Source organism: uncultured Bradyrhizobium sp. (assembly GCF_964252615.1).
Taxonomy (GTDB): Bacteria; Pseudomonadota; Alphaproteobacteria; order Rhizobiales; family Xanthobacteraceae; genus Bradyrhizobium.
The window spans coordinates 11,473-37,648 of record NZ_CAXUNQ010000006.1 but is presented as its reverse complement, the minus strand read 5'-3'; the positions used below and the strand labels follow the sequence as shown (position 1 = coordinate 37,648).

The 26,176-nt window shown below is 62.4% G+C and carries 19 protein-coding genes; 12 read left to right on the top strand and 7 right to left on the bottom strand.

Annotated elements, in window-relative coordinates; translation table 11 throughout:
- Positions 1-43 precede the first annotated feature (43 nt).
- Positions 44-847: an N-acyl homoserine lactonase family protein gene (locus ACFE72_RS05610; protein ID WP_375412078.1), complete on the bottom strand. Its 804-nt coding sequence runs from the start codon at positions 845-847 to the stop codon at positions 44-46.
- A gap of 403 nt (positions 848-1,250) precedes the next feature.
- Between ACFE72_RS05610 and ACFE72_RS05605 the strand changes: the two genes are divergently transcribed.
- The 4 genes from ACFE72_RS05605 (at position 1,251) to ACFE72_RS05590 (ending at position 7,811) form a co-directional block, all read left to right on the top strand.
- Positions 1,251-2,681 carry a caspase family protein gene (locus tag ACFE72_RS05605; protein WP_375412077.1) on the top strand — a complete coding sequence of 477 codons (1,431 nt, stop codon included), beginning with the start codon at positions 1,251-1,253 and terminating at the stop codon, positions 2,679-2,681.
- 149 nt (positions 2,682-2,830) lie between these two features.
- Positions 2,831-3,754: an efflux RND transporter periplasmic adaptor subunit gene (locus ACFE72_RS05600; RefSeq protein WP_375412076.1), complete on the top strand. Its 924-nt coding sequence runs from the start codon at positions 2,831-2,833 to the stop codon at positions 3,752-3,754.
- Positions 3,754-6,876, top strand: coding sequence for an efflux RND transporter permease subunit (locus ACFE72_RS05595; protein ID WP_375412075.1), 3,123 nt, complete (start codon positions 3,754-3,756; stop codon positions 6,874-6,876). The genes ACFE72_RS05600 and ACFE72_RS05595 overlap by 1 nt, the downstream gene beginning before the upstream one ends.
- A 47-nt stretch (positions 6,877-6,923) precedes the next feature.
- On the top strand, positions 6,924-7,811 hold the full coding sequence (locus tag ACFE72_RS05590; RefSeq protein WP_375412201.1) for an efflux RND transporter periplasmic adaptor subunit: 888 nt from the start codon (positions 6,924-6,926) through the stop codon (positions 7,809-7,811).
- A gap of 133 nt (positions 7,812-7,944) precedes the next feature.
- Here ACFE72_RS05590 and ACFE72_RS05585 read toward each other — a convergent pair whose 3' ends face one another.
- A complete protein-coding gene (locus ACFE72_RS05585) occupies positions 7,945-8,814 on the bottom strand; it encodes a caspase domain-containing protein (RefSeq protein ID WP_375412074.1) in 870 nt (289 codons plus the stop codon).
- Between the two features lie 336 nt (positions 8,815-9,150).
- Between ACFE72_RS05585 and ACFE72_RS05580 the strand changes: the two genes are divergently transcribed.
- From ACFE72_RS05580 to ACFE72_RS05550, 7 genes are all read left to right on the top strand, one after another.
- A complete protein-coding gene (locus ACFE72_RS05580) occupies positions 9,151-10,884 on the top strand; it encodes a hypothetical protein (RefSeq protein ID WP_375412073.1) in 1,734 nt (577 codons plus the stop codon).
- Positions 10,885-11,069: 185 nt separating this feature from the next.
- The gene (locus ACFE72_RS05575) at positions 11,070-11,795 is read left to right on the top strand and encodes a thermonuclease family protein (RefSeq protein ID WP_375412072.1); all 726 of its coding nucleotides are present in this window, start codon (positions 11,070-11,072) and stop codon (positions 11,793-11,795) included.
- 97 nt (positions 11,796-11,892) lie between these two features.
- Positions 11,893-13,107 (top strand): pyridoxal-phosphate-dependent aminotransferase family protein, encoded by a 1,215-nt coding sequence (locus tag ACFE72_RS05570; protein WP_375412071.1) that lies wholly within the window; start codon positions 11,893-11,895, stop codon positions 13,105-13,107.
- Positions 13,108-13,176: 69 nt separating this feature from the next.
- Positions 13,177-14,238 carry an ABC transporter ATP-binding protein gene (locus ACFE72_RS05565; protein ID WP_375412070.1) on the top strand — a complete coding sequence of 354 codons (1,062 nt, stop codon included), beginning with the start codon at positions 13,177-13,179 and terminating at the stop codon, positions 14,236-14,238.
- A 15-nt stretch (positions 14,239-14,253) separates the two neighbouring features.
- Positions 14,254-15,315, top strand: a complete 1,062-nt coding sequence (locus ACFE72_RS05560; RefSeq protein WP_375412069.1) for an ABC transporter substrate-binding protein — start codon at positions 14,254-14,256, stop codon at positions 15,313-15,315.
- A 157-nt stretch (positions 15,316-15,472) separates the two neighbouring features.
- Entirely contained in the window at positions 15,473-16,534 is a 1,062-nt protein-coding gene (locus tag ACFE72_RS05555) for an extracellular solute-binding protein (RefSeq protein WP_375412200.1), read from the top strand.
- Between the two features lie 135 nt (positions 16,535-16,669).
- Positions 16,670-18,391: an ABC transporter permease gene (locus ACFE72_RS05550; protein ID WP_375412068.1), complete on the top strand. Its 1,722-nt coding sequence runs from the start codon at positions 16,670-16,672 to the stop codon at positions 18,389-18,391.
- Here ACFE72_RS05550 and ACFE72_RS05545 read toward each other — a convergent pair.
- From ACFE72_RS05545 to ACFE72_RS05530, 4 genes are all read right to left on the bottom strand, one after another.
- On the bottom strand, positions 18,388-18,792 hold the full coding sequence (locus ACFE72_RS05545; protein ID WP_375412067.1) for a hypothetical protein: 405 nt from the start codon (positions 18,790-18,792) through the stop codon (positions 18,388-18,390). The two genes, ACFE72_RS05550 and ACFE72_RS05545, sit on opposite strands and share 4 nt — an antisense overlap.
- Positions 18,793-18,798: 6 nt before the next feature.
- On the bottom strand, positions 18,799-19,899 hold the full coding sequence (locus ACFE72_RS05540) for a hypothetical protein (protein WP_375412066.1): 1,101 nt from the start codon (positions 19,897-19,899) through the stop codon (positions 18,799-18,801).
- A 275-nt stretch (positions 19,900-20,174) separates the two neighbouring features.
- A complete protein-coding gene (locus tag ACFE72_RS05535) occupies positions 20,175-21,290 on the bottom strand; it encodes a hypothetical protein (RefSeq protein WP_375412065.1) in 1,116 nt (371 codons plus the stop codon).
- The gene (locus ACFE72_RS05530; RefSeq protein ID WP_375412064.1) at positions 21,290-22,726 is read right to left on the bottom strand and encodes an MBOAT family O-acyltransferase; all 1,437 of its coding nucleotides are present in this window, start codon (positions 22,724-22,726) and stop codon (positions 21,290-21,292) included. The genes ACFE72_RS05535 and ACFE72_RS05530 overlap by 1 nt, the downstream gene beginning before the upstream one ends.
- Positions 22,727-22,886: 160 nt before the next feature.
- Here ACFE72_RS05530 and ACFE72_RS05525 point away from each other — a divergent pair, with 160 nt between their 5' ends.
- Positions 22,887-25,001, top strand: coding sequence for a S9 family peptidase (locus ACFE72_RS05525; protein ID WP_375412063.1), 2,115 nt, complete (start codon positions 22,887-22,889; stop codon positions 24,999-25,001).
- Between the two features lie 53 nt (positions 25,002-25,054).
- On the opposite strand, the gene ACFE72_RS05520 is transcribed toward ACFE72_RS05525, so the two are convergent.
- Positions 25,055-26,038, bottom strand: a complete 984-nt coding sequence (locus tag ACFE72_RS05520) for an ABC transporter substrate-binding protein (protein WP_375412199.1) — start codon at positions 26,036-26,038, stop codon at positions 25,055-25,057.
- Positions 26,039-26,176 lie beyond the last annotated feature (138 nt).

The following is a 26,176-nucleotide window of genomic DNA, read 5'->3' as shown; positions in this document are numbered from 1 at the left end:
TCTCATCATACGCGGGTCAAGCCCGGCCATGACGGCAGCGTGGTCAGGCAAACGAGCGCGACGGCGGCAGATGCAGCGCATAGGCGTCCACCTTGTCGCTTGCGCGGGGATAGATTTCCGTGACCTGCGGATCATGGCCGGGAATGGCGCGGTCGGGATGGCCGGCAAGGCGCTTGACGATCTCCCAGCCTTCCATCATGTCGCCGACATTGTAGACGATCGGAAACGGGATTTTGCGCTGCATGTTGCCGTAATAATGCGAGGCGTCGGACGCCAGCACTACCGGGCCGCGCGCGGTTTCGACGCGCACCACCTGCAGCCCGTCGGAATGGCCGCCGACGCGATGCAGCGTAACACCGGGGGCGACCTCGCCGTCGCCATTATGAAAGGTCACGCGCTCGCTGAATACATGGCGCACCATCAGCGTCACGTGATCCACCGAAAACGGATGTCGCAGCGCGCCGTGGCACATGCAGCGGCCGGTGGCGAAACTCATTTCGCGGTCCTGCAGATGGAAGTGCGCGTTGGGAAAGCGGTCGAGATTGCCGGCATGGTCGTAGTGCAGATGGGTGACGATCACGTTTTCGATCGCGGAGGCATCGACTCCGAACGCGGCCAGGGCATCGACCGGATTGAGCGTAAGCTTGCGGCTGCGCGCTTGCGCCTCCTCGGCGTTAAATCCGGTATCGACCAGAATGTCGCACCCGCCGCCGCGGATCAGCCAGACGAAGTAATCGAGGTCCGCGGCCGTCGTCTCGTGCGGATCGGGCAGCAGATAATTCTGATGCGGTGTGCGCGGTGACATGGTCGCATAGCGGATGGCATAGATTTCATAGGCGTTTCCCACGGCGTCGACTCCTTCTTTGCGCCTTCAGCCGACGGGCGCACCGGCCCGTCTCCGCAACGGCCAACCCGGCTCTTGACCGATCGCCGGCGGAGGAAGCGCCTGCGATCCGCGCCACCACGATGCCGGCCGCCCAACGGCCGATGCCGGAGCACGGTTTTGCCGGTACAGCGGAATTGAGTGCGACACAACTCTCATTTTTGATTGCAGGGCCCCCGTATTTTCCGGCGCGCTTGCCGGCGCTCGGAACTCCGCACGCCTTTGCCATCCATTGCCGCGGCGGTCGGACATGTTTCCACCAGTTGACTTGGTCGGCTGCGCCGGTTTGATAATGGGTTTTGCGTAGAGTAGGATCGCCGCGGCGCCGGCTTGAAGCCGGCCCCCTCTTTGGCTGGATCGCCGTCGTATGAAATTCCGCCTTGCATTGCTGCTGACCTTGATCGTTTCGGTCGCGCCGGTGCTGCGGTCGGTGGCCGCGGATCGCGACGACAGATTTGCGCTCGTGATCGGCAACGCAAAATATCCCGATGCTGAAGCGCCGCTTAAGGAACCCATCAACGACGCCAGGGATATCGCCGCAGAGCTCAAACGGCACAGCTTCGACGTCGAAACCGGAGAAAACCTCACCGGCGATGCCATGCGCCGCGCCCTCGACCGGCTTTACGCCCGTATCAAACCGGGCTCCGTTGCGCTGATTTTCTTCAGCGGTTTCGGCATTCAGTCCGCCCGGCAAAGCTACATGATCCCGGTCGATGCGCAGATCTGGACCGAACCGGATGTACGACGTGACGGCTTCAGCCTGGAAACGATACTGAGTGAAATCAACAGCCGCGGCGCCGGCGTCAAGATCGCGCTGATCGATGCCTCCAGGCGCAACCCGTTCGAACGCCGCTTCCGCAGTTTTTCCGCCGGACTCGCGCCGGTGATCGCGCCGAATGGAACGCTGGTGATGTATTCGGCAGCGCTCAGTTCAGTCGTCAGCGACACCGGCGGTACACACAGCCTGTTCGTGAGCGAATTGCTAAAAGAGGTGCGCGTTCCGGACTCGACGGCGGAAGAAGCCCTGAACCGCATCCGGGTCGGCGTCACCCGGGGGTCGCACAACGAACAAGTGCCGTGGATTTCATCGTCCCTGGCCGAAGATTTTTCCTTTATTTCCGCCGCGCGTCCGCAAGGATCAACCGCGGCAGCACTGGCCAAACTGCCCCCGGCCGTCTCACCGCACGCCGAAGCCCCGCCGACCGCGGTGGTCAATATCCCTCCGAAGATCGAAGTGCCCGCTCCTGTGATACCCGTACCGGCAGTCAAGGATGAGGATTCTACGACGGTCGCCAACCTGGCGGATGACCCGACCATCAAGTCCTTGACCGGCAAACTTGCCGACAATCCCGACGACGCCAACGCGCTGTACCGACGTGGACAGGTCTACGCCAGCAAGGGCGCCTATTCGCTGGCGGTCAACGATTTCACCGAGTCCATCCGCATCAATCCCAAGGACGTCGAGGCTTTCAACAACCGCTGCTGGGCGCGGACCGTAATCGGCGACCTGCAATCGGCATTGCGGGATTGCAATGAGGCGCTGCGGCTGCGGCCGAATTTTATCGATGCTCTCGACAGCCGCGGCCTCGTCAACCTCAAAAGCGGGCAAACCAAGAACGCCATCGCCGATTTCGACGCGGCGTTGAAGATCAATCCGAGGCTCACCTCGTCGCTATATGGACGCGGGCTGGCAAAACAGCGTAATGGCTCGATTTCGGACGGCGATCTTGATATATCCAATGCCAAAGCGATGGATCCGAATATTGTGAAGGAATTCGCAAGTTACGGTATTCGTTGATTGACTGAATCACCGGCGCATTCGACCGACTTCAACCGTTCTTTGCCAAAGCATTTGGGCTGGATACAAGCGGTAGGAAGACCGACGACGTGCTCACGCACGCCGTTCGATCGACGAAAATCAAGCTCTGAATCTGGATCGATCCCACGATGATGCTCACCACCTACCTCAAGCCCATCATCGGGGTGGTCGTCGTGGCTGTTCTGGGCGCGGGCTATTACTGGATCGAGAACCGTCCGCGCGCCGAAGAGAATGTCGTTCCCAACAAGGCCCTCGTCCTTGTGGCCAAGACGGTCAATGCCTGTTTCTCCGATTTGGTGCGGGTCACCGGCTTCGTCGTGCCGCGCAAGGAAGCCGTGGTCGGGGCCGACCAGGAAGGCTCGAAAGTCACCGACCTGTTCGTCCGCGAAGGCGACATGGTCACCGAGAACCAGGAACTGGCGCGTCTGACCGCGCCCGGCCAGCCGGGCAATCCAAACGCGCCAAAGCCGGGACCGATTTCATTGCGCGCGCCCGCCGCCGGGCTGGTGACCCAGATCAACACCATTGTCGGGGCGCCGGCGTCGCCGCAGGCCGGGCCGATGTTTCGAATCGCCGTCAACAACGAAATCGAACTCGATGCCGAAGTTCCCGGCATTCACGTGCTGAAGCTCAACCCCGGAGCGACGACGCGGATCAGTCGGGATGGTGCGCCGGAGATGGTCGGGCGCGTCCGGCTGGTTTCACCGGAAATCAACCGGGCGACCCAGCTCGGCCATGTCCGGATATCGCTCACCAATAGTCCGTCCTTGAAGGTCGGGATGTTCGCCCGCGCCAACATCGACGCAAAGCGCAGTTGCGGTATCGCGGTTCCCCGCTCTGCCATTGATCACCTGACCGTGCAGGTGGTCAAAGGGAACACGGTGGAAACGCGAAAAGTGAAAGTTGGCCTCGTGTCCGATACCTCGACGGAGATTCTCGAAGGACTCGAGGTCGGAGAGATCGTCGTGGCCGACGCCGGCACGTCGCTGCATGACGGCGACCAGATCAAGACGATGTTCGCCGACGAACTCGATCGCGCGCAGGTACGTTGATGGCTTTGAATATTTCCGCGTGGTCCATCCGCCATCCGCTTCCTTCCATCGTGTTCTCGATCATCCTGCTGGTGCTGGGCTGGGTCAGCTTCACCAAGCTCGCAGTCACCCGGCTTCCTAGCGCGGATATTCCGGTGATCTCGGTCGCGGTGTCGCAGTTCGGCGCGGCTCCGGCCGAGCTGGAATCACAGGTCACCAAGACTATCGAGGACGGCGTGTCCGGCGTCGAAGGGGTGCGGCACATTTCGTCGTCGATCACCGACGGGCTGTCGCTGACGACGATCCAGTTCGCGCTTGAGACCAACACCGACCGCGCGTTGAACGACGTCAAGGACGCCGTCACCCGCATCCGCAGCAATCTTCCGCAAAACGTCAACGAGCCGCTGATTCAGCGCGTCGACGTGATCGGCCTGCCGATCGTCACCTATGCCGCGATCTCGCCGGGCAAGACGCCGGAACAACTGTCGTATTTCGTCGACGATGTGGTCAAACGCGCGCTGCAGGGCGTGCGCAACGTCGCGCAGGTCGAGCGCATCGGCGGTGTCGAACGCGAGATTCTGGTATCGCTCGATCCGGACCGCCTGCAGGCCGCAGGCCTCACCGCGGTCGATGTCAGCCGCCGCCTGCGCGGCACCAACGTCGATCTCGCCGGCGGCCGGGCCGAAATCGGCAAGAACGACCAGGCCATTCGCACGCTGGCCGGCGCCAAAACGCTGAACGACCTCGCCGGCACCATGATCAGCCTGCCGGCCGGCGGCGAAGTGCGTCTCGACGATCTGGGAACGGTGACCGACACCATTGCGGACCGCCGCACCTTTGCGCGTGTCAACGGCGAGCCGATTGTCGCGCTTGGCATCAAGCGTTCCAAGGGCGCCAGCGATGTCGTGGTAGCCGCCGCCGTCCAGAAGCGCATCGACGCGCTCAAGGCCACCTATCCCGATGTGGACCTGAAGCTGATCGACACCTCGGTGGATTTCACCAAGGGCAATTACGAGGCCGCGATCTCGACGCTGTTTGAAGGCGCGACGCTCGCGGTGATCATCGTGTTCCTGTTCTTACGTGACTTCCGCGCCACCATCATCGCGGCGATCTCGCTGCCGCTGTCGATCTTCCCGGCGTTCTGGGCGATGGACCTTTTGGGATTTTCGCTCAACCTGGTCAGCTTCCTCGCCATCACGCTCTCGACCGGCATTCTGGTCGACGACGCCATCGTCGAAATCGAGAATATCGTTCGCCACATGCGGATGGGGAAATCGCCCTACCGCGCGGCGCTGGAAGCGGCCGACGAAATCGGCCTTGCCGTCATTGCGATCAGCCTGACCATCATTGCCATCTTCGCACCCGCAAGCTTCATGTCCGGGATCGCCGGGCAGTTCTTCAAGCAGTTCGGCATCACCGTGTCGGTCCAGGTGTTCTTCTCGCTGCTCGCCGCGCGTTTCGTCACCCCGGTGCTGGCGGCTTATTTCATGAAGGACAGCCAGCACAGCGACCCGGCGCCCGGGCGCGTGCTGAAGGCCTATAATGGACTGGTGACGTGGTCGGTGCGGCATTATTTCGTCACCGTGCTGATCGGCTTCGGAATCTTCGCTGCGTCGATCTGGAGCATCACGCTGCTGCCCCAGGGCTTTCTGCCGGCGCAGGATTCCGCGCGCTCGCTGCTGGCGATGGAGCTGCCGCCGGGGTCGCAACTCGCCTTTACCGAAAAGACCACGGAGGAGATCGTGTCGCGCCTGCGCAAGCGGCCCGAGGTCAAGAGCGTATTCGTGGACGGCGGACGGGTGCCGCCCGGCATCATGGAGGTCCGGCGCGCGTCATTGATCATCAATTACACGCCGAAGCGGGGCCGCAGCATCACGCAGCGCGAGCTTGAATTGTCGATCAGCAACGAACTGGAAAACGTTCCCGATATCCGATTCTGGTTCCTCGACGAGAACGGCCTGCGCGCGATCTCGCTGGTGGTGACCGGTACCGACAGCAGCATCGTCAGCAACGTCGCCGCCGAGCTCGCTACCCAGATGAAGCGTATTCCGCTGATCGCCAACGTGATTTCGGAAACCTCGCTGGATCGGCCCGAACTTCGTATCCAGCCGCGCGCCGACCTCGCAGCAAGGCTCGGCGTATCCACCGAGAGTCTGTCGGAAACCATTCGCGTCGCCACCATCGGCGATGTCGGCCCGGCGCTCGCCAAGTTCGATGCCGGCGGTCGATTGGTGCCGATCCGGGTCCAGCTCGAAGACGCCGCACGCGCGGACTTGCCGATCCTCGAGCAGTTGCGGGTCCCCCTGGGCGGCGGCCGCGGCGGCGTGCCGCTATCCGTGGTCGCCGACATCAAGCTCGACCAGGGTCCGACCAGCATCAACCGCTACGACCGCGAACGTCAGGCCACCGTCGCTGCCGACCTCGTCGGCACCGCCGCACTCGGCGACGCCACCAGGAAGATCTATGAATTGCCGGTCATGAAAAGCCTGCCGAAGGGCGTCAAGGTGAGCCCGTCGGGCGACGCCGAAAGCCTTAATGAACTTTCGGAAGGCTTCGCCACCGCGATCACGGCCGGATTGATGATGGTCTACGCGGTGCTGGTGCTGCTGTTCGGGACCTTCCTGCAGCCGATCACCATTCTGTTCTCGCTGCCGCTGTCGATCGGCGGAGCGATCGCCACACTGCTGTTGACCGGCAAGCAGCTCACCACCCCGGTATGGATCGGCATCCTGATGCTGATGGGCATCGTCACCAAAAACGCCATCATGCTGGTGGAGTTCGCGGTCGAAGCCATTCGCGAGGGCAAGCCGCGCCATGAAGCCATTGTCGACGCCGGCATGAAGCGCGCCCGGCCCATCATCATGACCACCATCGCGATGGCGGCCGGCATGATGCCCTCGGCGCTGGCGTTCGGCGCCGGCGGCGAATTCCGCTCGCCGATGGCGCTTGCGGTGATCGGCGGGCTGTTATTCTCCACGGCGCTGTCGCTGGTGTTCGTGCCGGCGATGTTCATGATGATGGACGATCTCGGCGCGCTGATGTGGCGCCTCGGCAGCAAGCTGCTCGCCTCGAATGCGGAGAGCGAGCACGCGGCCCCGTCGAATACGGCGCCGGCAGCAATGCATTCGCCGGCGGCGGAGTAAGGTAAAATCGCAGGATGGGATGGTTTGAACTTGCAATTGGCCTGTCGATGAAACGCTTTTCGGCAGGCAATGTCGGCCGGAGATTCTTGAACGTCCTCGCCGCCGGGTTTTGCTGCGCCTCGCAGCAATGTTTTGCCGCCGACAATGCCCCGAAAGGCGCGGCCGTCACCGTGCTGAAGGCGGCGAAATCCTGCTTCGCCGCCATCGTTGAAGTTTCCGGAATCCTGATTCCGAAGGACGAGGCGGCGGTTCGGCCGGACCGGGTCGGCCTGAAAGTGGCGGAAGTGCTGGTCGAGGCCGGAGAAACGGTGACCGCCGGCCAAGCGCTGGCCCGGCTTACGCTTCCGGAAGGCGGCGTGATCGCGGTTCAGGCCCCGGTCGCCGGCCTCGTCAGCGCTTCGTCTGCGGTTGTCGGAGCGATCGCATCGGGCAAGGGCGAGGCGCTGTTCAGCATCATTCCACGCAGCGAATTCGATCTGGTTGGTCTGGTGCCAGTGCGGGATCTTTCGAAGCTCATGGTCAACCAGACCGCAAGGGTCAAGATCATCGGTACTGGCGAGGTGGACGGCAGGGTACGCCGGGTCGCCACGACCGTGGAACCTAACAGTCAGTTAGGTCAGGTCTTTATCGCGCTGGCCTCGAGCCGGCGCCTGCTGGTCAACTCGTCGGCACGCGCGATGATCGAGACCGGTCAAAGCTGCGGCGTGGCGGTGCCGCTGACCGCAATCCTCTATGGCAGCGCCGGTGCCGTAGTGCAGGTGGTGCGGCGCGACCGCGTCGAGACCCGCCGCGTCGCAGTAGGATTGATGTCCGCGGGCCAGGTCGAAATCCGCGAGGGCTTGGTCGAAGGCGACATCGTGGTGGCGCGCGCCGGGGCGCTGCTCCGCGAGGGCGATCCGGTCCGGCCGATCACGCTCAGTCCCGATCCGCAATAGGTGTCATTCCGGGATGCGCATCTCGGCGCAAGCCCGGAATCCATATGGCCTGGGCGCGGTATGGAGGATGAACGCCAGAACCGGGGCGATGGATTCCCGGCTCGCGCCACCCGCGCCGGGATGACGAGGCGTATCAGCCGCCGGTCTTTTCCGCGGCCACATCGGCGGCCAGATGCAGGTCTTCCAGCAGCGACGACGACACCGACGGCACCTGCTCGCCATCGGAGGCGCGCGACACCGCGATACGGGTCTTGCTGAAGACGGCTTCGGCGCCGGCGGCTTTCGAACCGATGTTGTTCAGGAGTTCGGTCACCAGCAAGCTGTTCTGGCCGCCGGAATCGTCGGCGACTTTTCCCGGGGTCGCGGACGACAGGATCAGCGCATTGTCAGGCGCGGTGATAGGCGCAAGGCCGTGCGAAAACGTACGGAAGCGGCGTTCGTATGGATTACGCCGGGACGCGTCGATGACCGCGATCTTGGCGCGCGCGCCTTGCTCCTTGATCGTGTTCAGCACCGCTTCAATGCTGACGCCCTCGCGGCGGACGTCGGATTCCTTCCAGATCGCCGCGTCGACCGGGATCATGTAGCTCTCGCGGCCTGCCTGAATGCCGTATCCGCCGAAGAACAGCATGACTACGGATTGGGAATTGATCTTCGTCTTCAGACGCCCGACAGCGCGGTTCATATCGTCGCGGCTGGCGTCTTCCACAACGTCGACATCGAACCCTTCGCGCCGAAGCGCCGCCGTCATCGCCCGCGCATCGTTGATGGGCTGGGCCAGCGGTGCGTTGGCGTCAGGATAGTGTCCGTTGCCGATCACCAATGCGAGCCGTGACGGCTGTTTCGCGGCTTCGCCATTCGGCACAGCGACAGCCGCCTTGGCCACATCCAAAGACCGTTTGTTCAGCGCGGCATGGGCGCCAATCGCCAGTGATACCAGGCCGACCAGAACGGCGGCGATGGTAGTCGAGCGGCGGGATATGCTAAGCTGCCGTAAGTCCATGCAATTTCGTTCCTGGTCAGCACGCAGAAGTGCCTGTTAGTCGCGCCAACGTCAAATGGGTTTGAGGGATTGCCGGTCTGTCGCGTCGAATTGCGTCCCTTTTGCGGCACCGCACCATAATAAAGTACTAACCGCCTGGGGCTTGCAGTGCAACAATTCCTGGCTGCGATTGGCGAAAAACTTGATGCCGACGGGGTAACGTGACTTCGATCCTATTTGTGTTTACTTGTATTCCGTGTATTTTTTCAAGGGCTTGTGAGGTGCGGCGACGGCCCGACGTGATGCGCAGCCAAGCTGGCGGTCAACTTCAAAGAATTCCAACTTCAAAGAATTCCAATGACTTTTCGATATTTTGCCGGGGCTGCCTACCGCGCGCTGACATTCCGGAAGGATGGCCCGTCCTTGTACGATGTGTGCGATCCGCTGCTGCTGCGGCCCGGCAAAGGCGATCCGCACCTGACAAAATTCTACAGGACGGCGCTCGGGAACCCGGCCCTGCGCCCGCTGCTACGCCGCGCCGGTCTGCCCGAATTGCGCGAACCGTCCCGGTTTGAAGCGCTGCGGCAGGCGCTGACCCAAGCGCGCGACGACGCCGAACCGGACTGGGCCACAATCGGCAAACCCGTCGCGGCCTTGCTGGATACCATCCACCTGCAGCATCCCAGACCTGACGCCAAGCCCGGGCCGGCGTCCGCGCCCCCGCTCTCCGACATTGAAAACATCATCCGCCGTTGCGGCGCGCACCTGCTGCGCTCGTTCCGCAGCAACGGTTTCATCCCGACTTACGCCGCCTTCAATCTGATTGGTGATCCCGATATGGGCGGCCGGGAATGCCTGATGGCGCTGACCGGCCTCAATTCGCGCGGCTATAAGAATTCGACGCTGCTGTTCAACCTGGCGCGACCTTTCCTCGCGCGCTCGCCCGCGGCAGAGTTGATCAACCCGCCATGGGCCGGGGTAGCCGAACCGATGTGGCAGCCAGTTCAGATTCGCCATCGCTCGGCCTACTACGACGCGTTCTTCACCGAAGCCTTGCTGAGCTTTGCGGAAACCGGCCTTGCATCGCCGGTGGAGATCGCCGCGTCGCGCCGCGCGGTTTCCGACATGATCAACTTCTGCCTCACCACCAGCCGCGAAGAGGTGCGTTCGCCCGACGGCGGCACGTTTAGCGTCATCACCGCACTGGCGCCCTCGCCGCATCCGCGTTTCAGCCGCTTCTTCGCGCAGATCAAGCAGGACCTCGGTTTCGGCATCTACGTGCCGGATGGCGACACCACCGCATGCTCCTTTTCAGCGGCGACGCAGGCCGGTTTGACCGATCCGGTTCTCGATCAGCCGCTGCTTGACTTCTATGCGGGCTATCAGGTCAGCGCCGGGCTCAATGAACCCCGCGTAACCGTGCCGCTCAACGACAACATCGACTATGCCGGGGGCGTCGTGACCTGGATCGACAATCTCGCCGGCGAGCGGCCGTTCGGCAACGACCTCGATCCGACCCTGAACCTCGACATCCTCGAAGTCAGCTTCCGCAACTGCACGCGATGGCAGATCGTCGAGACGCCGCGGCGGCTCGAGACGCTCCGAAAAATCCTCGACTTCCAGCGGCGGCTGGTCGCAAGCGGCGCATTCGCCGATCCCAGGTCGCATATCTACTATCTGCCGGAACTCTATTGCGCGTATTTCGGGCGCTGCTACGCCGCTTTTCGCGCGCTGCCGCGCGCGGCGCGCGAGGCGATCGACCCCGATGATGCTTTCGCCTTCATCCGCGGCCCGGTGCTGGCCTATGTGCAGGATGAGTTGACGGCCGCCGAGATGAACGTGTTCGACGCGGCCCTCGCGCTGGTCGCACTGGGCCATCTCGGCGCGGAAGCGGCAAGCTTTACACCGGCACTGCATTGCGTCGTGCGCGGTCTCGGCGAAGGCGGGCGGCATGGCCCCTATTTGGCCTATGAGTGGAACAAGATGAAGACGCCGACGCGGATCCTGGTCGGGGGACCGGAGGTAACGTCGGCCTTCGTGCTGATGGGCCTGGCGCTGGCGCGACGGGCGATCATGGCAGCGAAGGGCTGACCCCGGCGGTACAAGCTGCTATTGCCAGGCGCGCAGCGGCAAGTGATCCAGCCTCGGAGGCTTGACCGTGCCCTAATGACGGTAGCGTAAAGTTGAAAGCGGCTGGCGCCGCGAGTCTGGTATGCAGCCTAAATTTTCAGCACAATCGCGGCCGACTGGTGCGATTCTGCGCCGGGAAGTCAGTGATGCTCAAAAAGCTCGTTTTCGCCATCTTCCTCCTGTTGCTGCCCGCCATTGCCGGCGCGGCCGACATCACCGGCGTTCCAAAAATTCGCGACGGCGATCAGTTGCAGATCGGCAGCACGCGCATCCGCCTCGGCGGCATCGACGCGCCGTCATCGGATCAGCTTTGCCTCAACAATAACGGCGAGCGCTGGACCTGCGGCGTCGCGGCGCGGGACGAACTCATTCGCCACGCCGGCGGCAAGATCTGGATCTGCCACACCCGCCAGACCGATCGCCGCGGCCGCACGGTGGCGCGATGCGACGTCGATGGCGAGGATATTCAGAAATGGATGGTGGCCAACGGATGGGCGCTGTCCTACGCCCGCTTCTCGCATGACTATGATGCCGACGAGAAGGCCGCGCGCGACGCCAAGGCCGGTATGTGGCAAGGCGCGTTCATCGCGCCATGGGACTGGCGAGTCCGCAACAGGAAAACGGCGATCCTCGGAGCCACCAGGCCGCCGGAGAATGCCAGCGCGATCCTGCTGGCATCGGCGTCAGGGCCGGTCGCGCCTTCGCCCGACTGCACCATCAAAGGCAACGTCAACCGGTCAGGCGAGTGCATCTATCATCAGCCGACCAGCCGCTGGTACGCAAAAATCCAGATGAATGTCGCTAAGGGAACACGCTGGTTCTGCTCAATCGACGACGCTGAGGCGGCCGGCTGCCGCGAGACCAAACGATAGCCGCTTTCCTCTTTGCGCCGGTCCGCGTAAAAAGCTGCTACCGATGCGGCACGGCCATGCCGGCGTGACTGATTTCACCACCAGGAAAGAACCGACAATGGTCGTTCGCGCGGGCCGGGAGTTTCTGGCGATCCCCGGGCCCACCAATATGCCCGACGAGGTATTGCGGGCGATGCATCGCCCCGCGCTGGACATCTATTCCGACCAGATGGTGGAACTGACCGATGGCCTGCTGCGCGATCTCTCGAAACTGTTCGCCACCAGGGGACGCTCTTATATCCACATTGCCAACGGTCACGGCGCCTGGGAATCGGCTTTGAGCAACGTACTGTCGCGCGGCGACAAGGTGCTGGTGCTGGAAAGCGGCCGCTTTGCCATCGGCTGGGGTAATGCCGCGGCCGCGATGGGTGCCGACGTCGAAGTGCTCAAGGGCGACTGGCGGCGTGCGATCCGTCCGGCCGAAGTCGAAGCGCGGCTGCGGCAGGACACCGATCACAGCATCAAGGCGATCCTTGCGGTGCAAGTCGACACCGCGTCGGGCGCCTTCAACGATATCGAGGCGATCGGCAAGGCGATCAAGGCCGCGGCCCATCCGGCGCTGTTCATGGTCGATGCAGTGGCCTCATTGGGCTGCATGCCGTTCGAGATGGACGCATGGGGCATCGACATCGCGATGTCCGGCTCGCAAAAAGGTTTAATGACGCCGCCGGGTTTAGGCTTCATCGCCGCCAATGATCGTGCGCTCGACGTCCACAAGACGGCGAATCTGCGCACGCCCTATTGGGACTGGAGCGAGCGCGACGGCCCCGAGCATTACCGCAAATATGCCGGCACGGCGCCGGTGCATCTGCTGTTCGCGCTGCGCCAGGCCATCGACATGCTGTTCGACGAGGAGCTCGAGAACGTGTTCCTGCGCCATCGGTTGCTCGGCGAAGCGGTCCGCCGCGCCGTAGGCGTGTGGTCGGAGGGCCAGGTGCTCGGCTTCAATATCGCCGAACCGGGGGAACGCTCGGACACGGTGACCACCGTGATGATGTCCAACGGCCATGATCCGGCGGCACTGCACAACTACTGCAAGCAGAAATGCGGCGTCGTGCTCGGCGTCGGCATCGGCGAACTCGCAGGGCAAGCATTCCGGATCGCCCATATGGGACACATCAACGCGCCCATGATTCTGGGCACGCTCGGCGTCATCGAGGTCGGCCTCCGTGCGCTCGATATTCCGCATGGCAGGGGCGGCACCGAAGCTGCGATCCGGTGGCTAGGCGAAAGTGTGAGTGCCCGAACGCCTGCCGAGCCTTTTCGGCGTTGATTTTTTCGTGCTTATACTGACCGGCAACAAGCCGACAACGGCGCTGTGAAGGCCATGGGAGGAAGTTGATTGGCGTCTGTTGAACTGCGCGGCTTGACCAAGCGCTTTGGCGAGCTCTCTGTCGTCGATAACGTCTCGCTGCGGATCGACCACGGCCAGTTGGTATGCCTGCTCGGCCCCTCCGGCTGCGGCAAGACCACGACGCTGCGGCTGATCGCAGGCTTCCTAGAACCGACAGAGGGCGAAATCCATGTCGGCGACCGGCTGGTATCGTCGAAGGCGCGGACCTTGCCGCCCGAGCAGCGCAAGATGTCGATGATCTTCCAGAGCTACGCGCTGTGGCCGCACATGACGGTCGCGGAAAATATTGTCTATGGCTTAAAGTTGCGGAAACTCGATCGCGAAGCCATCGCCAAGAAGCTCAAGGCCATTCTGGAAACGACAAAGCTCGAAGTGCTGGCGCAACGCTATCCCGGTGAATTGTCGGGTGGCCAGCAGCAACGTGTAGCCCTCGCGCGGGCCTTGATCGTCGAGCCGGAAACCCTGCTGCTCGACGAGCCGCTGTCGAACCTCGACGCTAACTTGCGCGAAGAGATGCGCTTCGAGATTCGAAGACTGCACGACCAGTACCGTTACACCACGGTGTATGTGACCCACGACCAGTCCGAGGCGATGACCACCGCTGACCTGATCGCCGTGATGAATTCGGGCGTCATTGATCAGCTCGGCACGCCCGAAGACATCTACGACCGTCCGCAATCGGAATTCGTCGCGCGTTTCATCGGCGCCAGCAATGTCATCAGGGGCAGCGCGCTGGACGGGAATCATGTCGCATTCGCCGGCGCGACCCTTCAGGTAACCGGCGCGAAGCTCAACGCCGGCCAGAGCGCCGCGGTGGCGGTGCGCCAGCACGACATTCTGCTGTCGACGGCAGCGCCGCAAGCGGCGCGGAACGTGGTCAAGGCCACGGTGATCCGCCAGGTGTTTCTCGGCAGCAGCCGCGACTACATGGTCGAAGCATTGGACGGCACCACGCTGCGGATCATCACGGGGACCGACAATGCCGTTCCAAAGGGCGCCTCGGTCTGGCTCACGCTGCCGCCGGAGCGCTGCCGCGCGCTGAGCCGATAAACCAAGGAGATCGCGATGAAGGACAAAATCAGCCGGCGCGGCATTCTGAAAGGCTCGACCGCACTCGCGCTCGGAACGGTGTTCGCCTCGCGCGTTCTTGCCGAAGCACCGCCGGCCGAAGCGATCACGCCGCAACTGATCGAAGCGGCGAAAAAGGAAGCCAAAGTGGTCTGGTACACGTCGATCGACCTGTCGGTCTCGGAAAAAATCGGCGCCGCGTTCAAGGCGAAATTCGGCATCGATGTGCGCGCCGAGCGCACCGGCGCCGAGCGGGTGTTCCAGCGCATCGGCCAGGAATATGCCAGCAACGTTCACGCCGTCGATGTCGCCAATTCATCCGACGCAGCGCATCTTCTGGCATGGAAGAGGCAGGGCATCCTGTTGCCCTATGTGCCCGAGGACGTCGCCAAATATTACAGGCCCGAGCACCGCGACGCCGACGGCACCTATGCAGGCTTCCGCGCCACGCTCTCGCCGATCGCCTACAACACCAAGCTGGTGAAGGCTGAAGAGGCGCCGGCGAGCTTCAAGGACCTGCTCGATCCGAAATGGAAAAGCAAGATCGTCAAGGCGCATCCCGGCTACAGCGGCACCATCCTGACCGCGACCTTCGAGATGGTGCGGGACATCGGCTGGGACTATTACGAGGCGCTTGCCAAGCAGAATGTCATGCAGGTGCAATCGGCGACCGATCCGCCGAAGAAGCTGTCGCTCGGCGAGCGCAGCGTGATGGCCGACGGCACCGAATACAATATTTTCCTGCTGAAAGAATCCGGCCAACCGGTGGAGGCGGTCTATCCGAGCGAGGGCACGCCGTTCATCGTGGGACCGAACGGCATCTTCAGGGAGGCACCCAATCCCAATGCGGCAAAGCTGTTCCAGAACTACTGCTTCACGCCCGAGGCACAGCAGATCATCATCGACGCCGGCGGCTTGCGTTCGCTGCACCCGCAGGTAAAGGAGCATGCGGGACGTAAGCCGCTCGCCGATATCAAGCTGATGAAGGAAGACGCCGAGGGCGCCGAGAAAGCCAGCGAAGAGATCAAGGCGCGCTATCAGAAACTGTTTCGGGTATGAGCCGTCATTGCGGACCGCGCGAATGCGCGCCCGATGACAGGCTTCCGCGAAGCAATCCAGAGCAGCGAGACTGGATTGCTTCGTCGCGGAGTTTATCATCGGGCCGGCCAGCGGCCGGACCCGTTGCTCCTCGCAATGACGAAGGAGAGACAACGTGATGCGAAAGAAACCGTCCCGGCGCGATGTGATCAAGGCATCGGCCGCGCTTGGCCTCGGTAGCTGGGCGACGCGTGTCGTCGCAGCCGCACCCGCACCGGTATCGATCACGCCCGATCTGGTCGAAGCCGCGAAAAAAGAAGGCAAGGTAATCCTGTATTCGTCGATGGACCTTCCGGTCGGCGAAAAGCTCGGCAAGGCGTTCGAGGCGCAATATCCGGGCGTTAGCGTGCAGATCGAGCGCTCCGGCTCGGAACGGCTGTTCCAGCGCGTCGATCAGGAATTTGCCTCGAACATCCGCGCGGCGGATGTGATCAACACTTCGGATGCCTCCCACATCATCACCTGGAAGCGCAACGGCTGGCTTGCGCCATTTGTCAGCGACGACATCGCGCAACATTTCCTGCCCGAATATCGCGACCCCGACGGCATGAGCGCGACCTCGCGGATCTATCTCTCCTCGATCGCCTACAACACAAAACTGGTGAGGCCGGAAGACGCGCCGAAAAGCTTCGCCGACCTGCTCGATCCCAAATGGGCCGGCAAAATGGTAAAAGGCCATCCCGCCTATAGCGGCACCATCATGACCGCGACCTTCCAGCTGGTTCGCGAACTTGGATGGGACTATCTGGAAAAGCTGTCGAAACAGCGCGTCATGCAGGTGCAGTCGTCGACCGATCCGCCGAAGAAACTCGCGCTCGGCGAGCGCGCGGTCATGGCCGACGGCAACGAATACGGCGTCGTGCTGTTGAAGGAAGCCGGCCAGCCGGTCGAGCCGGTGTATCCGGCCGAAGGCACGCCGACGATCTCAGGTCCGACCGGCATTTTTGCCACCGCGCCGCATCCGAACGCCGCGCGGCTGTTCCAGGCGTGGCTGCACACGCGCGAGACGCAGCAGTTCTTCACAGACTTCACGGCGCAGTATTCGGTGCATGCCCAGGTGCAGTCGAAGCCCGGACGGCGGAAGATTTCGGAACTCAAACTGATGAAGGAAGACGCTGCCGGCGTCGAGGCAATGGCCGAAGACATCAAGACGCGCTATGCGAAGCTGTTCCGGGTGTAGCGGTTCGCCTCGTCATGCCCGGCCTCGTGCCGGGCATCCACGTCGTCCAGCGCGGGCGAGACAGAAGACGTGGATGGCCGGGACAAGCCCGGCCATGACGGAGGAAAATATCAACGGACGGATCAGACTCACTCAATGACCATCACAACCACCACCGAAACCCCTCGCGCCAGAATCGACTGGACCAAGCCGGTGCTGTGGCTGTTCGCGGCGCTTCTGGTGGTGCTTATCGTGCTGCCGTTGTCGTGGCTGGCGGTCTACAGCCTCACCGATCGCGACCGCCACCTGACGCTGCAAAACTTCGTAAAACTGTTCACCGATCCGGACTTCCTCGATCCGCTGCTGACTACGGCCATCATCGCGACCACCTCGGCGTTTTTTTGCTGCGTCGTGGCGGCGCCGATGGGATGGCTGGTGTCGCGTACCGACATGCCGGGACGGCAGTTCATCCGCGCGCTGGTGACGGCATCGTTCGTGACGCCGCCGTTTCTTGGCGCGGTTGCCTGGGAATTGCTGGCGGCGCCGAACTCAGGGCTGCTCAATCAGCTGTTTCGCGGCCTGACCGGCGCGGAAGCCGACGCGCATCTGTTCAATATCTATTCGCTGACCGGAATCATCTTCGTGATCTCCTGCTACACCTTCCCGTTTGTGTTCGTGCTGGTTGCCAACGCGCTCGACAACATGCCCGGCGAATTGGAAGACGCCTCCGCCATTCTGGGCGGCAAGGCCTGGACCACGGCACGGCGCGTCACGATTCCACTGGCGCTGCCGGCGCTGGTGGCAGGCGCCCTGGTCGCATTTCTGCAGGCCATGACGCTGTTCGGCTCGCCCGCGATCCTGGCGCTACCGGCCGGCTTCCATACCATGACCACGAAAATCTGGAGCCTGTTCCAGTATCCGCCGAAACTCGAACTCGCCGCCGCCGCCGCGGTCCCTCTATTGTTCCTCACCATCGCGCTGCTGCAGGCGCAGAAATTCATCCTCGGCCGGCGCGGCTATTCGGTGGTCGGCGGCAAATACGGCGTCCCGCGCCGCGTCGAACTGAAAGCGTGGCGCTGGGCCGCGCTGGCGTTCTGTCTCGTGATCCTGCTCAATCCGGTATTCCTGCCGTATTTCGCATTGTTCAATGCCGCGTTCTCGCCAAACGCGACGACACTGGTGACGCCGGCAACGTTCACGCTGCACAACATCGTGTTCGTATTCACCGAACTGTCGTCGACCCAGCTCGCGCTGAAGAACACCGTAATCTTAGGGACCGCCACCGCGACGATCGGGACCATTCTCGCGCTGGTGATCGCCTATGTGACGACGCGGCGCGTGGTCGCGGGCTCTCGCGTGCTCGGATTTCTCGCCACCGCCCCGATCGCCGTGCCCGGCATCGTGCTCGGGGTCGGCCTGTTCCTCAGCTACACCAGGCCGCCCTTCGTGCTCTATGGCACGTTGTGGATCCTGCTGATCGCGTTCCTCACCATCAGCCTGCCGTCGGCCTATCAGCAATTGCAGGCGGCCTTCGCAACCATCCATCCCGAACTCGAGGATGCCAGCCGTATTCTCGGCGCGACGCGGCTGCAATCGCTGCGCCAGATCACGGCGCCGCTGCTGCGCACCGGCGTGATCGCGACCTGGTGTTTTATCTTCATCGGGGTGATGCGTGAGCTGTCGGCAGCGATTGTCCTGTTCACATCGCAAACCAAAGTGCTGTCGGTGCTGATCTATGACCTGAACGAAAGCGGCGATCTCGCCGCGATTTCGGTGCTGGGGCTTGCGATGCTGGTCATCACGTTCGCCGTGGTGCTCGCGGTCAACCGGATTCCGGTATTCGGCGCCGGCGCCGGCGCGCGCCTGCGCAACAGCTAATACAGCCAGACGCCCAGGTAATTCGCCGCGTTTTTCGTGCTCTGCCTGCGCGGCTGCAATTTCTTGGGCGCATCGCCGGGCGGCGCATTCTGCGAAAAATAGTCGTTGATCGCGTTGGCGACCTCCTGCGCTTTGGCTTTGGCCGCATCGTCGAAATAATCCACGCCGGGCCCGCCGACCTTGTCCTGATCTGGTTCGGGCTCGCGCACCGAATAGCCCTGCCTTGCCAGCGCCACCGCGAGCCGCTTGACCACCGGATCGTTCGGACTCTTGGGACCGCTGTGGATGAAAAGGACGTAGGGCGTGCCGGCCAGCCCCGGAGGGCCGCCTTGGGCCTGGACCTGCCCAAGCGACCACAGGCATAGAAACAGGATCGGGATCATGCGTTCGATCGCGGTCATCATCGGCTACTTTGATGCGGGGTGGTCTGAAGGGAAATCATGATTGACGCCGCGATATCCGATGGCGACCGGCCGCTCGAACTTCCCTTCCAGCGAGGATTCGTTGCCGAAGAAGGATTGATAGCTGATCGCACCGCCGGTCTTGACGTTGGCGAGCTTCTGCTCGACCTCGGCAAGCCGGCTGGCAAGGGCCTGGATTTGATCGGAGTTGCCGCCGGTCGATGGCTCGGCGCTCGATCCGCCATAGGGCGCTACGGCTGCCGGGCTGTAAGGCGCCGCGGCGGGCACTGTCGGCGCCGTATTCTGGCCTGAGCCGAACGGCCACAGCGCCAGCAAACCGCCTTTCTGGTTGTCCGCGGTTCGCCGCAGATCGACGATCGAACTGGTGAGGTACACCCGGTACACCATCACGATTTCGACCTCGAGCGCGTATCGGTAATCGCCGCTTCTGTCGTCGACAAATCTCTGGTTTATGTGGTCGCCGACCACGCGCTGCAGATGCTTGCGGGCGGTTGCTTCCTGACAAACCTCAGCGGTTTCCGGCTTGGCGCAAAAAGCGTCGAACAATTGCAGCGCCGCAACGCTTGGCAGGCCGTAGGCCCTGACGTCGGAAAGCTCGAACTCCTCGACCTGTTGCGAGTCGGCGCCATAATTGGCCGAGCCGCTGGCGGCAGCCATGATCCCGGAAGCCGCACTGCTGACGCCTTGAATCTTCAACCGGGGAAAAGCCGCCCTCGGCAGATTGTTGAGCAGGACGGCGTCGGAAAAGGCGCGGGCGACGCCGGATCGCAACGGCAGAACGGTGCCCACGGTGGCCGGGAAAACCGGCAGGTTCTGGTAGGCGGTGTCCAGCGCCTGCGAAACATCCACATGGGCGAGCTTGACCGACCGGTTGACGAACGGCTTCTTGGCGACGGCGTCGGTTTGAACATGGGAATCGATATCGACGTCGCGGACCACCACGGCCAATACATCGCCGACCACGAGGTCTTCCTCCGGAGGAAAGATCGGAGACACGCCGAGGGCCCTGATGGTCCGGTTCCAGTTCTCTTCGATGCTGGCGTCCGCAAACGGCTTGCGGGATGCCGATCCTCCAAGGTGCCGCACGGTAAAGAATCCGGCGACGAGAACGAGGACAAGAACTGCGAGAGCGATCCACCGGCTCCTGGCCGGCGTCATCCATGGCCGGGACAGGGATGGCGACGCACCCGCGCCTTTGGGAGTTACCGCGCTCTGCGAATCCGACACGTTACGCCCCACGCGACTTGCTGCGTTTGCTCTAACACTCGGGAAAGACTAAGGGTTTCGGCCATCAATTGTAAATAGCCGATTGCGCTTCGTCCGGCGCAGGTCGCGCCAGGGTTAACCGCCGACATTGCCGGCTATTGTTTGAGGCCATCGGTCCGGTAGGCCTCGACCTGCGCCCGCAGCCGTTCGAGCGACGCGGTCGGCGCGTCGCCGCGGACGGCATAATCGCCTGCAGCCAGCCAGGACAGAACCTTCAGATCGATCGCCGGCGAATGATGAATCACGTCGCCATAATTATTCAGATCGTGCGTAACTTCCCTGGCGGCGCGAAAATCAAAAAAGCGCACGTTCGGAAAACCCACCAGCCGTCGACCCGCATAAACCGAAAAATCATAGACGATCCGCAGCGTCGCCGGCGAGGCGTCCCGCATCGCCACGAACTGCAGGATCGAATACGGCGGAAAATAAATATCGAAATTCACGTCTGGATGGTTCTCAATCAGGGCAACCGCGTCGCGCTCGAAATGGCGGACCATGGCCTCATAATCGTACCCCTCCGCAAGGTATGAACTACGCACCGGATCCGTGATGTGCCTGAACGCAGCGACAGCCTTGTTCGCGTTGTAGAAGCCGGCCACGTCGAAGTCGGGGCGCAGGACGTTGATGTCATCGACATTCGGGATCGGAAATTTGAACAGCACGCCCGTGGTCAGGCGCGCGGTGACCGGCTGCAGCGGCGGAATCGACCGCGCCAGGATCCACAGCGATTCCCGGGCGATGCTGCCGCTGAACAGGTATTCGGCGACGCCTTTCGCGTTCCTGCGGTAAAGATCGGCGGGGATATAGACGTCCGCATCGATGTCCGGCGCATCGCGGAAGATCCAGTCATCCATCTGCCAGATCACCCGCCTGGGATGGCGTTCGAGCGCCGCAGCCAGCACAAAACTGTGCTCCACGGAATTCGAGCCCGTCATCGACAGTTTCAGGGACCTGACACCGAGAATCCTGTCGATGTCGCTTTGCCGGAAATGAATCGCCAGCGATGTGCCCATGAATACCGTGTCGAAATCCTGGCTGCGGATCAACCCGGCGTTCTGCATGCGGCTGTCCGGCGAATACATCGCTTGATAAAATCGTGCCGGCCGGAACAGTTGCAACGGATCGACGACAAAATTAAGCGCGGCGGCCAGCAGAACGATGGCCGCGCTGGCGCAGATCAGCCGCAGCAAATTCCTAACTGCCGTGCTCATCAGAACCTGAAGTAGATGAATTCGCTATGCTGCGAAATTCCGAGCACGCCGAACGCCAGCGTCGCCGCCACCGCATAAAGGAAGCCCGGCCGTCGCATCCAGGTGCCCAGGCTTTCACCGACGGCCCTGTTCTTGTGGTCATAACCCGCAATCTCCTGCGTATTCGGCGCGGACCACGCGACCGCGGCGTAGACGGCAATGAAAACGGCGTTGGCCATCTCACCGCGGCCGAACACGATATTCGTGGGATCGGCCATTCTCGACAGCACGAACAGCGCCGACGAGATGCTGTCGGCGCGGAAGAACACCCACGCGACCACGACCGACAGAAACGTCAGCATGAAGGCGGCGGCCTTCGCCAGGCGCGCGAAACGCGGCGCTGTGACCGGACCATAGCTGTTCCACGCATGATTGATGCAGAGATAGGCGCCGTGCAGCGCGCCCCATGCCGCGAAATTCCAGGCCGCGCCGTGCCAGAGGCCGCCGAGCAGCATGGTGATCATGAGATTGACGTAGCGCAGCACCCGTCCATGGCGGTTGCCGCCGAGCGGGATATACAGATAGTCCCGCAGGAACTGTGACAACGTCATATGCCAGCGCCGCCAGAAATCGATGATGGAAGTCGCCTTGTATGGCGAGTTGAAATTGAGCGGCAGGAAGATGCCGAACATCAGCGAGATGCCGATCGCCATGTCCGAATAACCGGAAAAATCGAAGTAAAGCTGGAAGGCATAGGCCAGCGCGCCGATCCAGGCCTGGTCGAAGGACGGGGTATTGGCGCCGAATGCGGACGCGACCAACGGCTGGATGCCGTCGGCGAGACAGGTTTTCTTGAACAGGCCGATCGCAAAGATGACAAGGCCGCACAGGATCAGATGCGGATCGGGCCGCTTGCTCCCCTCGCGCTCGAATTGCGGAATCATGTCCTTGTGATGCAGGATCGGCCCGGCAATCAGATGCGGAAAATAGCTAACGAACAGCGCGTAATGCGACAGCCCGTAACGCGCGACATTGCCCCGATACGCATCGACCAGAAACGCGATCTGGGTGAAGGTGTAGAATGAAATGCCGACCGGCAGCAGGATGTTGACGGTGAGCCCGGTCGAAAACAACGCATTCAGGTTGGCGGCGAAGAACCCGGCATATTTGAAAGTGCCCAGCATCATCAGATCGCCTGCGACCCCCGTGGTCAGGACCGCGAACCGCAGCCGATCACGCAGCCTCGCCCGGATCAGCAGCATGCCGATAACATAATTGAAGGCGACCGACGCGACCAGCAGCGGCACAAACTGCCAATTGCCGACCGCGTAGAATACCAGCGACGCCAGCGCCAGCCACAGCACCGGCGCCGCATTGCCCGACCGGCCCAGCCAGAAATAGCCGGCGAGAACGATCGGCAAAAACACGAAAATGAAGGGATAGGAGTTGAAAAGCATGAATCGTTCTTGTGAAGCCGAAAAAGCCTAACCATACAACCCGGCGGTCAACAAGACGTGCGCCGACCCCACCGGCGCGGCTGTGCTGGCAATCGGGCCCGTGAAGCGTATATGCATCAGACAGTGACGCGCCCGCACGACCATTTGAAAGAAACCCGAAGTGAACGAGCCGATCGCGACAAACAGTCAGACGGGCGCGCCGATCGCACCGCGCCGCCGGCACGCCTTTACCACCCACGGCATCACCATCACCGATGATTATGCGTGGCTCAAGGACGCCAACTGGCAGGAGGTGCTGCACGATCCGTCGGTGCTCGATCCGGATATCCGCGGATATCTCGAAGCCGAGAACGACTACACTGGAAGCCTGCTCGGTCACACCGCGCGCTTGCAGGCGGCGCTGGTCAAGGAAATGCGCGGTCGCATCAAGGAAGACGATTCCAGCGTGCCCGCACCTGACGGTCCCTATGCCTATGTGAGGAAATTTCGGGAAGGAGGCCAGCACGAGCTATTCGGCCGCGCGCCGCGCGACGGCGGCGAGGCCGAGATCATCCTCGATGGTGACGCGCTTGCCGCCGGCCACCCATACTTCAAGTTCGGCGGCGCGCGGCATTCGCCGGATCACAGGCTGCAAGCCTGGAGCGCGGATCTCAAAGGTTCGGAATATTTTTCAATTCGCGTGCGCGACTGGGCCGATGGCGCAGATGGCGCCGACCTGATCGAGGAAACCGACGGCGGCGTGGTGTGGAGCGCGGACTCCAAGGCCTTCTTCTACGTCAGGCTCGACGGCAATCATCGTCCGATGCAGGTCTGGCGGCATCGCCTCGGCACCGCGCAGGCGGACGACGTTCTGGTCCACGAAGAAAAGGATTCCGGCTGGTTCACGCATATTCACGAAAGCGCCAGCGGCCGCTTTTGCGTGATCGCCGGCGGCGACCATGAAACCTCGGAGCAATGGCTGATCGATCTGGCCGATGCCGGGGCAACGCCGCGCCTTGTCGCGGCGCGCGAAGTCGGCGTGCAGTATTCGGTGGACGATCGCGGCGGCGAATTGTTCATCCTCACCAATACCGACGGCGCGATCGATTTCAAGATCGTCACGGCGCCGCTTTCGGCGCCCGAACGCGCCAATTGGCGCGATCTTATTCCCTATCGCGAAGGCGTCTACATTATCGACGTCGAGCTTTACGCCCGTCACTTGGTGCGGCTGGAGCGCGCCAGCGCGCTGCCCTCGGTCGTGATCCGCGATCTCGGCACCGGCGACGAGCACGCCATCGCGTTCAACGAAGCAGCCTATTCGCTCGACGTCATCGGCGGTTATGAGTTCGATACGAACAACCTCAGATTTTCCTATTCGTCGATGACGACGCCGGCGGAAATCTACGATTATGACATGGTGAGCCGCCAGCGCCGCTTACGCAAGCGCCAGGAGATTCCGTCCGGCCACAATCCCGCCGACTATATCACCACCCGCATCCTGGCGGCGTCCCACGACGGCGCGCAGGTGCCGGTCTCGATCCTGCACCGCCGCGATTTCAAGCGCGATGGCTCGGCACCGCTATTGCTGTATGGCTATGGCTCTTATGGCCACGCCATGCCGGCTTCATTTTCCGCCAACCGGCTGTCGCTGGTCGATCGCGGCTTCGTTTACGCCATCGCACACATCCGCGGCGGCTCCGACAAGGGCTGGGGCTGGTATCTCGATGGCAAGCGCGAGAGCAAGACCAACAGTTTTGACGATTTCGCCGCGGCGGGCGGCGCGCTCATTGCCGCAAAATATACCAGCAAAAAGCGCATCGTCGGCCATGGCGGCAGCGCCGGCGGCATGCTGATGGGCGCCGTCGCCAACCGCGCCGGCGAGTTGTTCGCCGGCATCGTCGCCGAAGTACCGTTCGTCGACGTACTCAACACCATGCTCGACGATACGCTGCCGCTGACGCCGCCGGAATGGCCGGAATGGGGCAACCCGATCGAGAGTGAAAAGGATTTTCGCACCATCCTGTCCTATTCGCCTTACGATCAGGTCGCGGCCAAGGACTATCCGAAAATCCTCGCCATGGGCGGTCTCACCGACCCCCGCGTGACCTATTGGGAGCCGGCAAAATGGATCGCGCGGCTGCGCGCCACCATGACCGGCGGCGGCCCGGTGCTGCTGCGCACCAACATGGGCGCCGGTCACGGCGGCGCATCCGGCCGTTTCAACCGGCTCGACGAGATCGCCATCGTCCACGCGTTCGCGCTGTGGGCCGTCGGACTGGCGGAGGGTGAAACGTAAACCGCTGCGTCATGCCCGGCCATGACGTGGTCGCGAGTGCAACCATGCTGGGTTCAGTTGCCGTCGAGGTCGGCGGAGCTCGGCAGATAGTAATCGGTCCACGCCTTCGGTCTGGTCTTCAGCGTGCCGACCTTATAGAGGTGATCGGCGAATTTCATGGTCCCCTGCGGCTGAAGATTCCACTCCATCATGCCGGGCTCCTTGAGCCAGGCCAGAAGATCCTCGGCGCCGGTTTTGTCGCCGGTGACTTCCTTGTAGATGTCGACCGCGGTCCTGGTATCGCTGCGGATCAGATCGTGGGCTTCCTTCGAGGCCGCGCGTACGGCCTCGATGATTGTCGGATTGGCATCGGCGAATTTTGTCGTGGTAAAGAATTGCGCCTGGCTTAACGGTCCGCCCATCACCTCGGTCGAGGTCAGCACGACATGCGCCCCGGGCACGTTCTTCATCTCGACGAAGGTGTAGGGTGGAATCGTAAAGTGGCTGTGGATTTCATGGGTCGGGTTTGACATAGCGGCGACCGCATCGGGATGACCGAGCTGCACGGTGTTGCTGTCGAACTTCGACCACTGATCGTCGCCATAGAGTTTTGCGGCCGCGATCTGCAGCACGATCGCTTGCGTGGAAACCTTTACAGTTGGAACCGCAATCCTGTCGCCGGGTCCAAAATCCTTGATGCTCTTGATATTGGCATCGCGGCTGATCAGGCTCATCGGCTGCGCCGAGGTCGCGACAATGCCCTTGACGCCGCCCTTGGTGCGATCCCATAGCAATAACAGGTTGCCGGTGCCGGTGCACAGAATATCGACGCCGCCGGCGAGCAGCGCGTCGGTCTGCGCGCCGCCACCCGAGAGCGTCACCCATTTGGCCGCAACGTTTGGCAGGCCAAGCCTGGCTGCGTGCTTTTCGATCAGTTTCTGCTTTTCGATGATGTGGGTCGGCATATAGAGAATGCCAGGCTGGCGCGAAACCGCGACCTCGCTTTTTTGCTGTGCCTGCGCCGGCAATACCGACCCCAGCAGACCAATGGCGGCCATCGCGCCCGCATAAAATCGCCACTTCGCCTGCATTGCGTTTCCCCGGCCTGTTTTCTTGCAAAGATGTTATCGGCATCTCCGAGCGAGGGGTCAAGGCGAGGATGGACAGCCGCCGATATCAGGTCCAAATTCGAAATC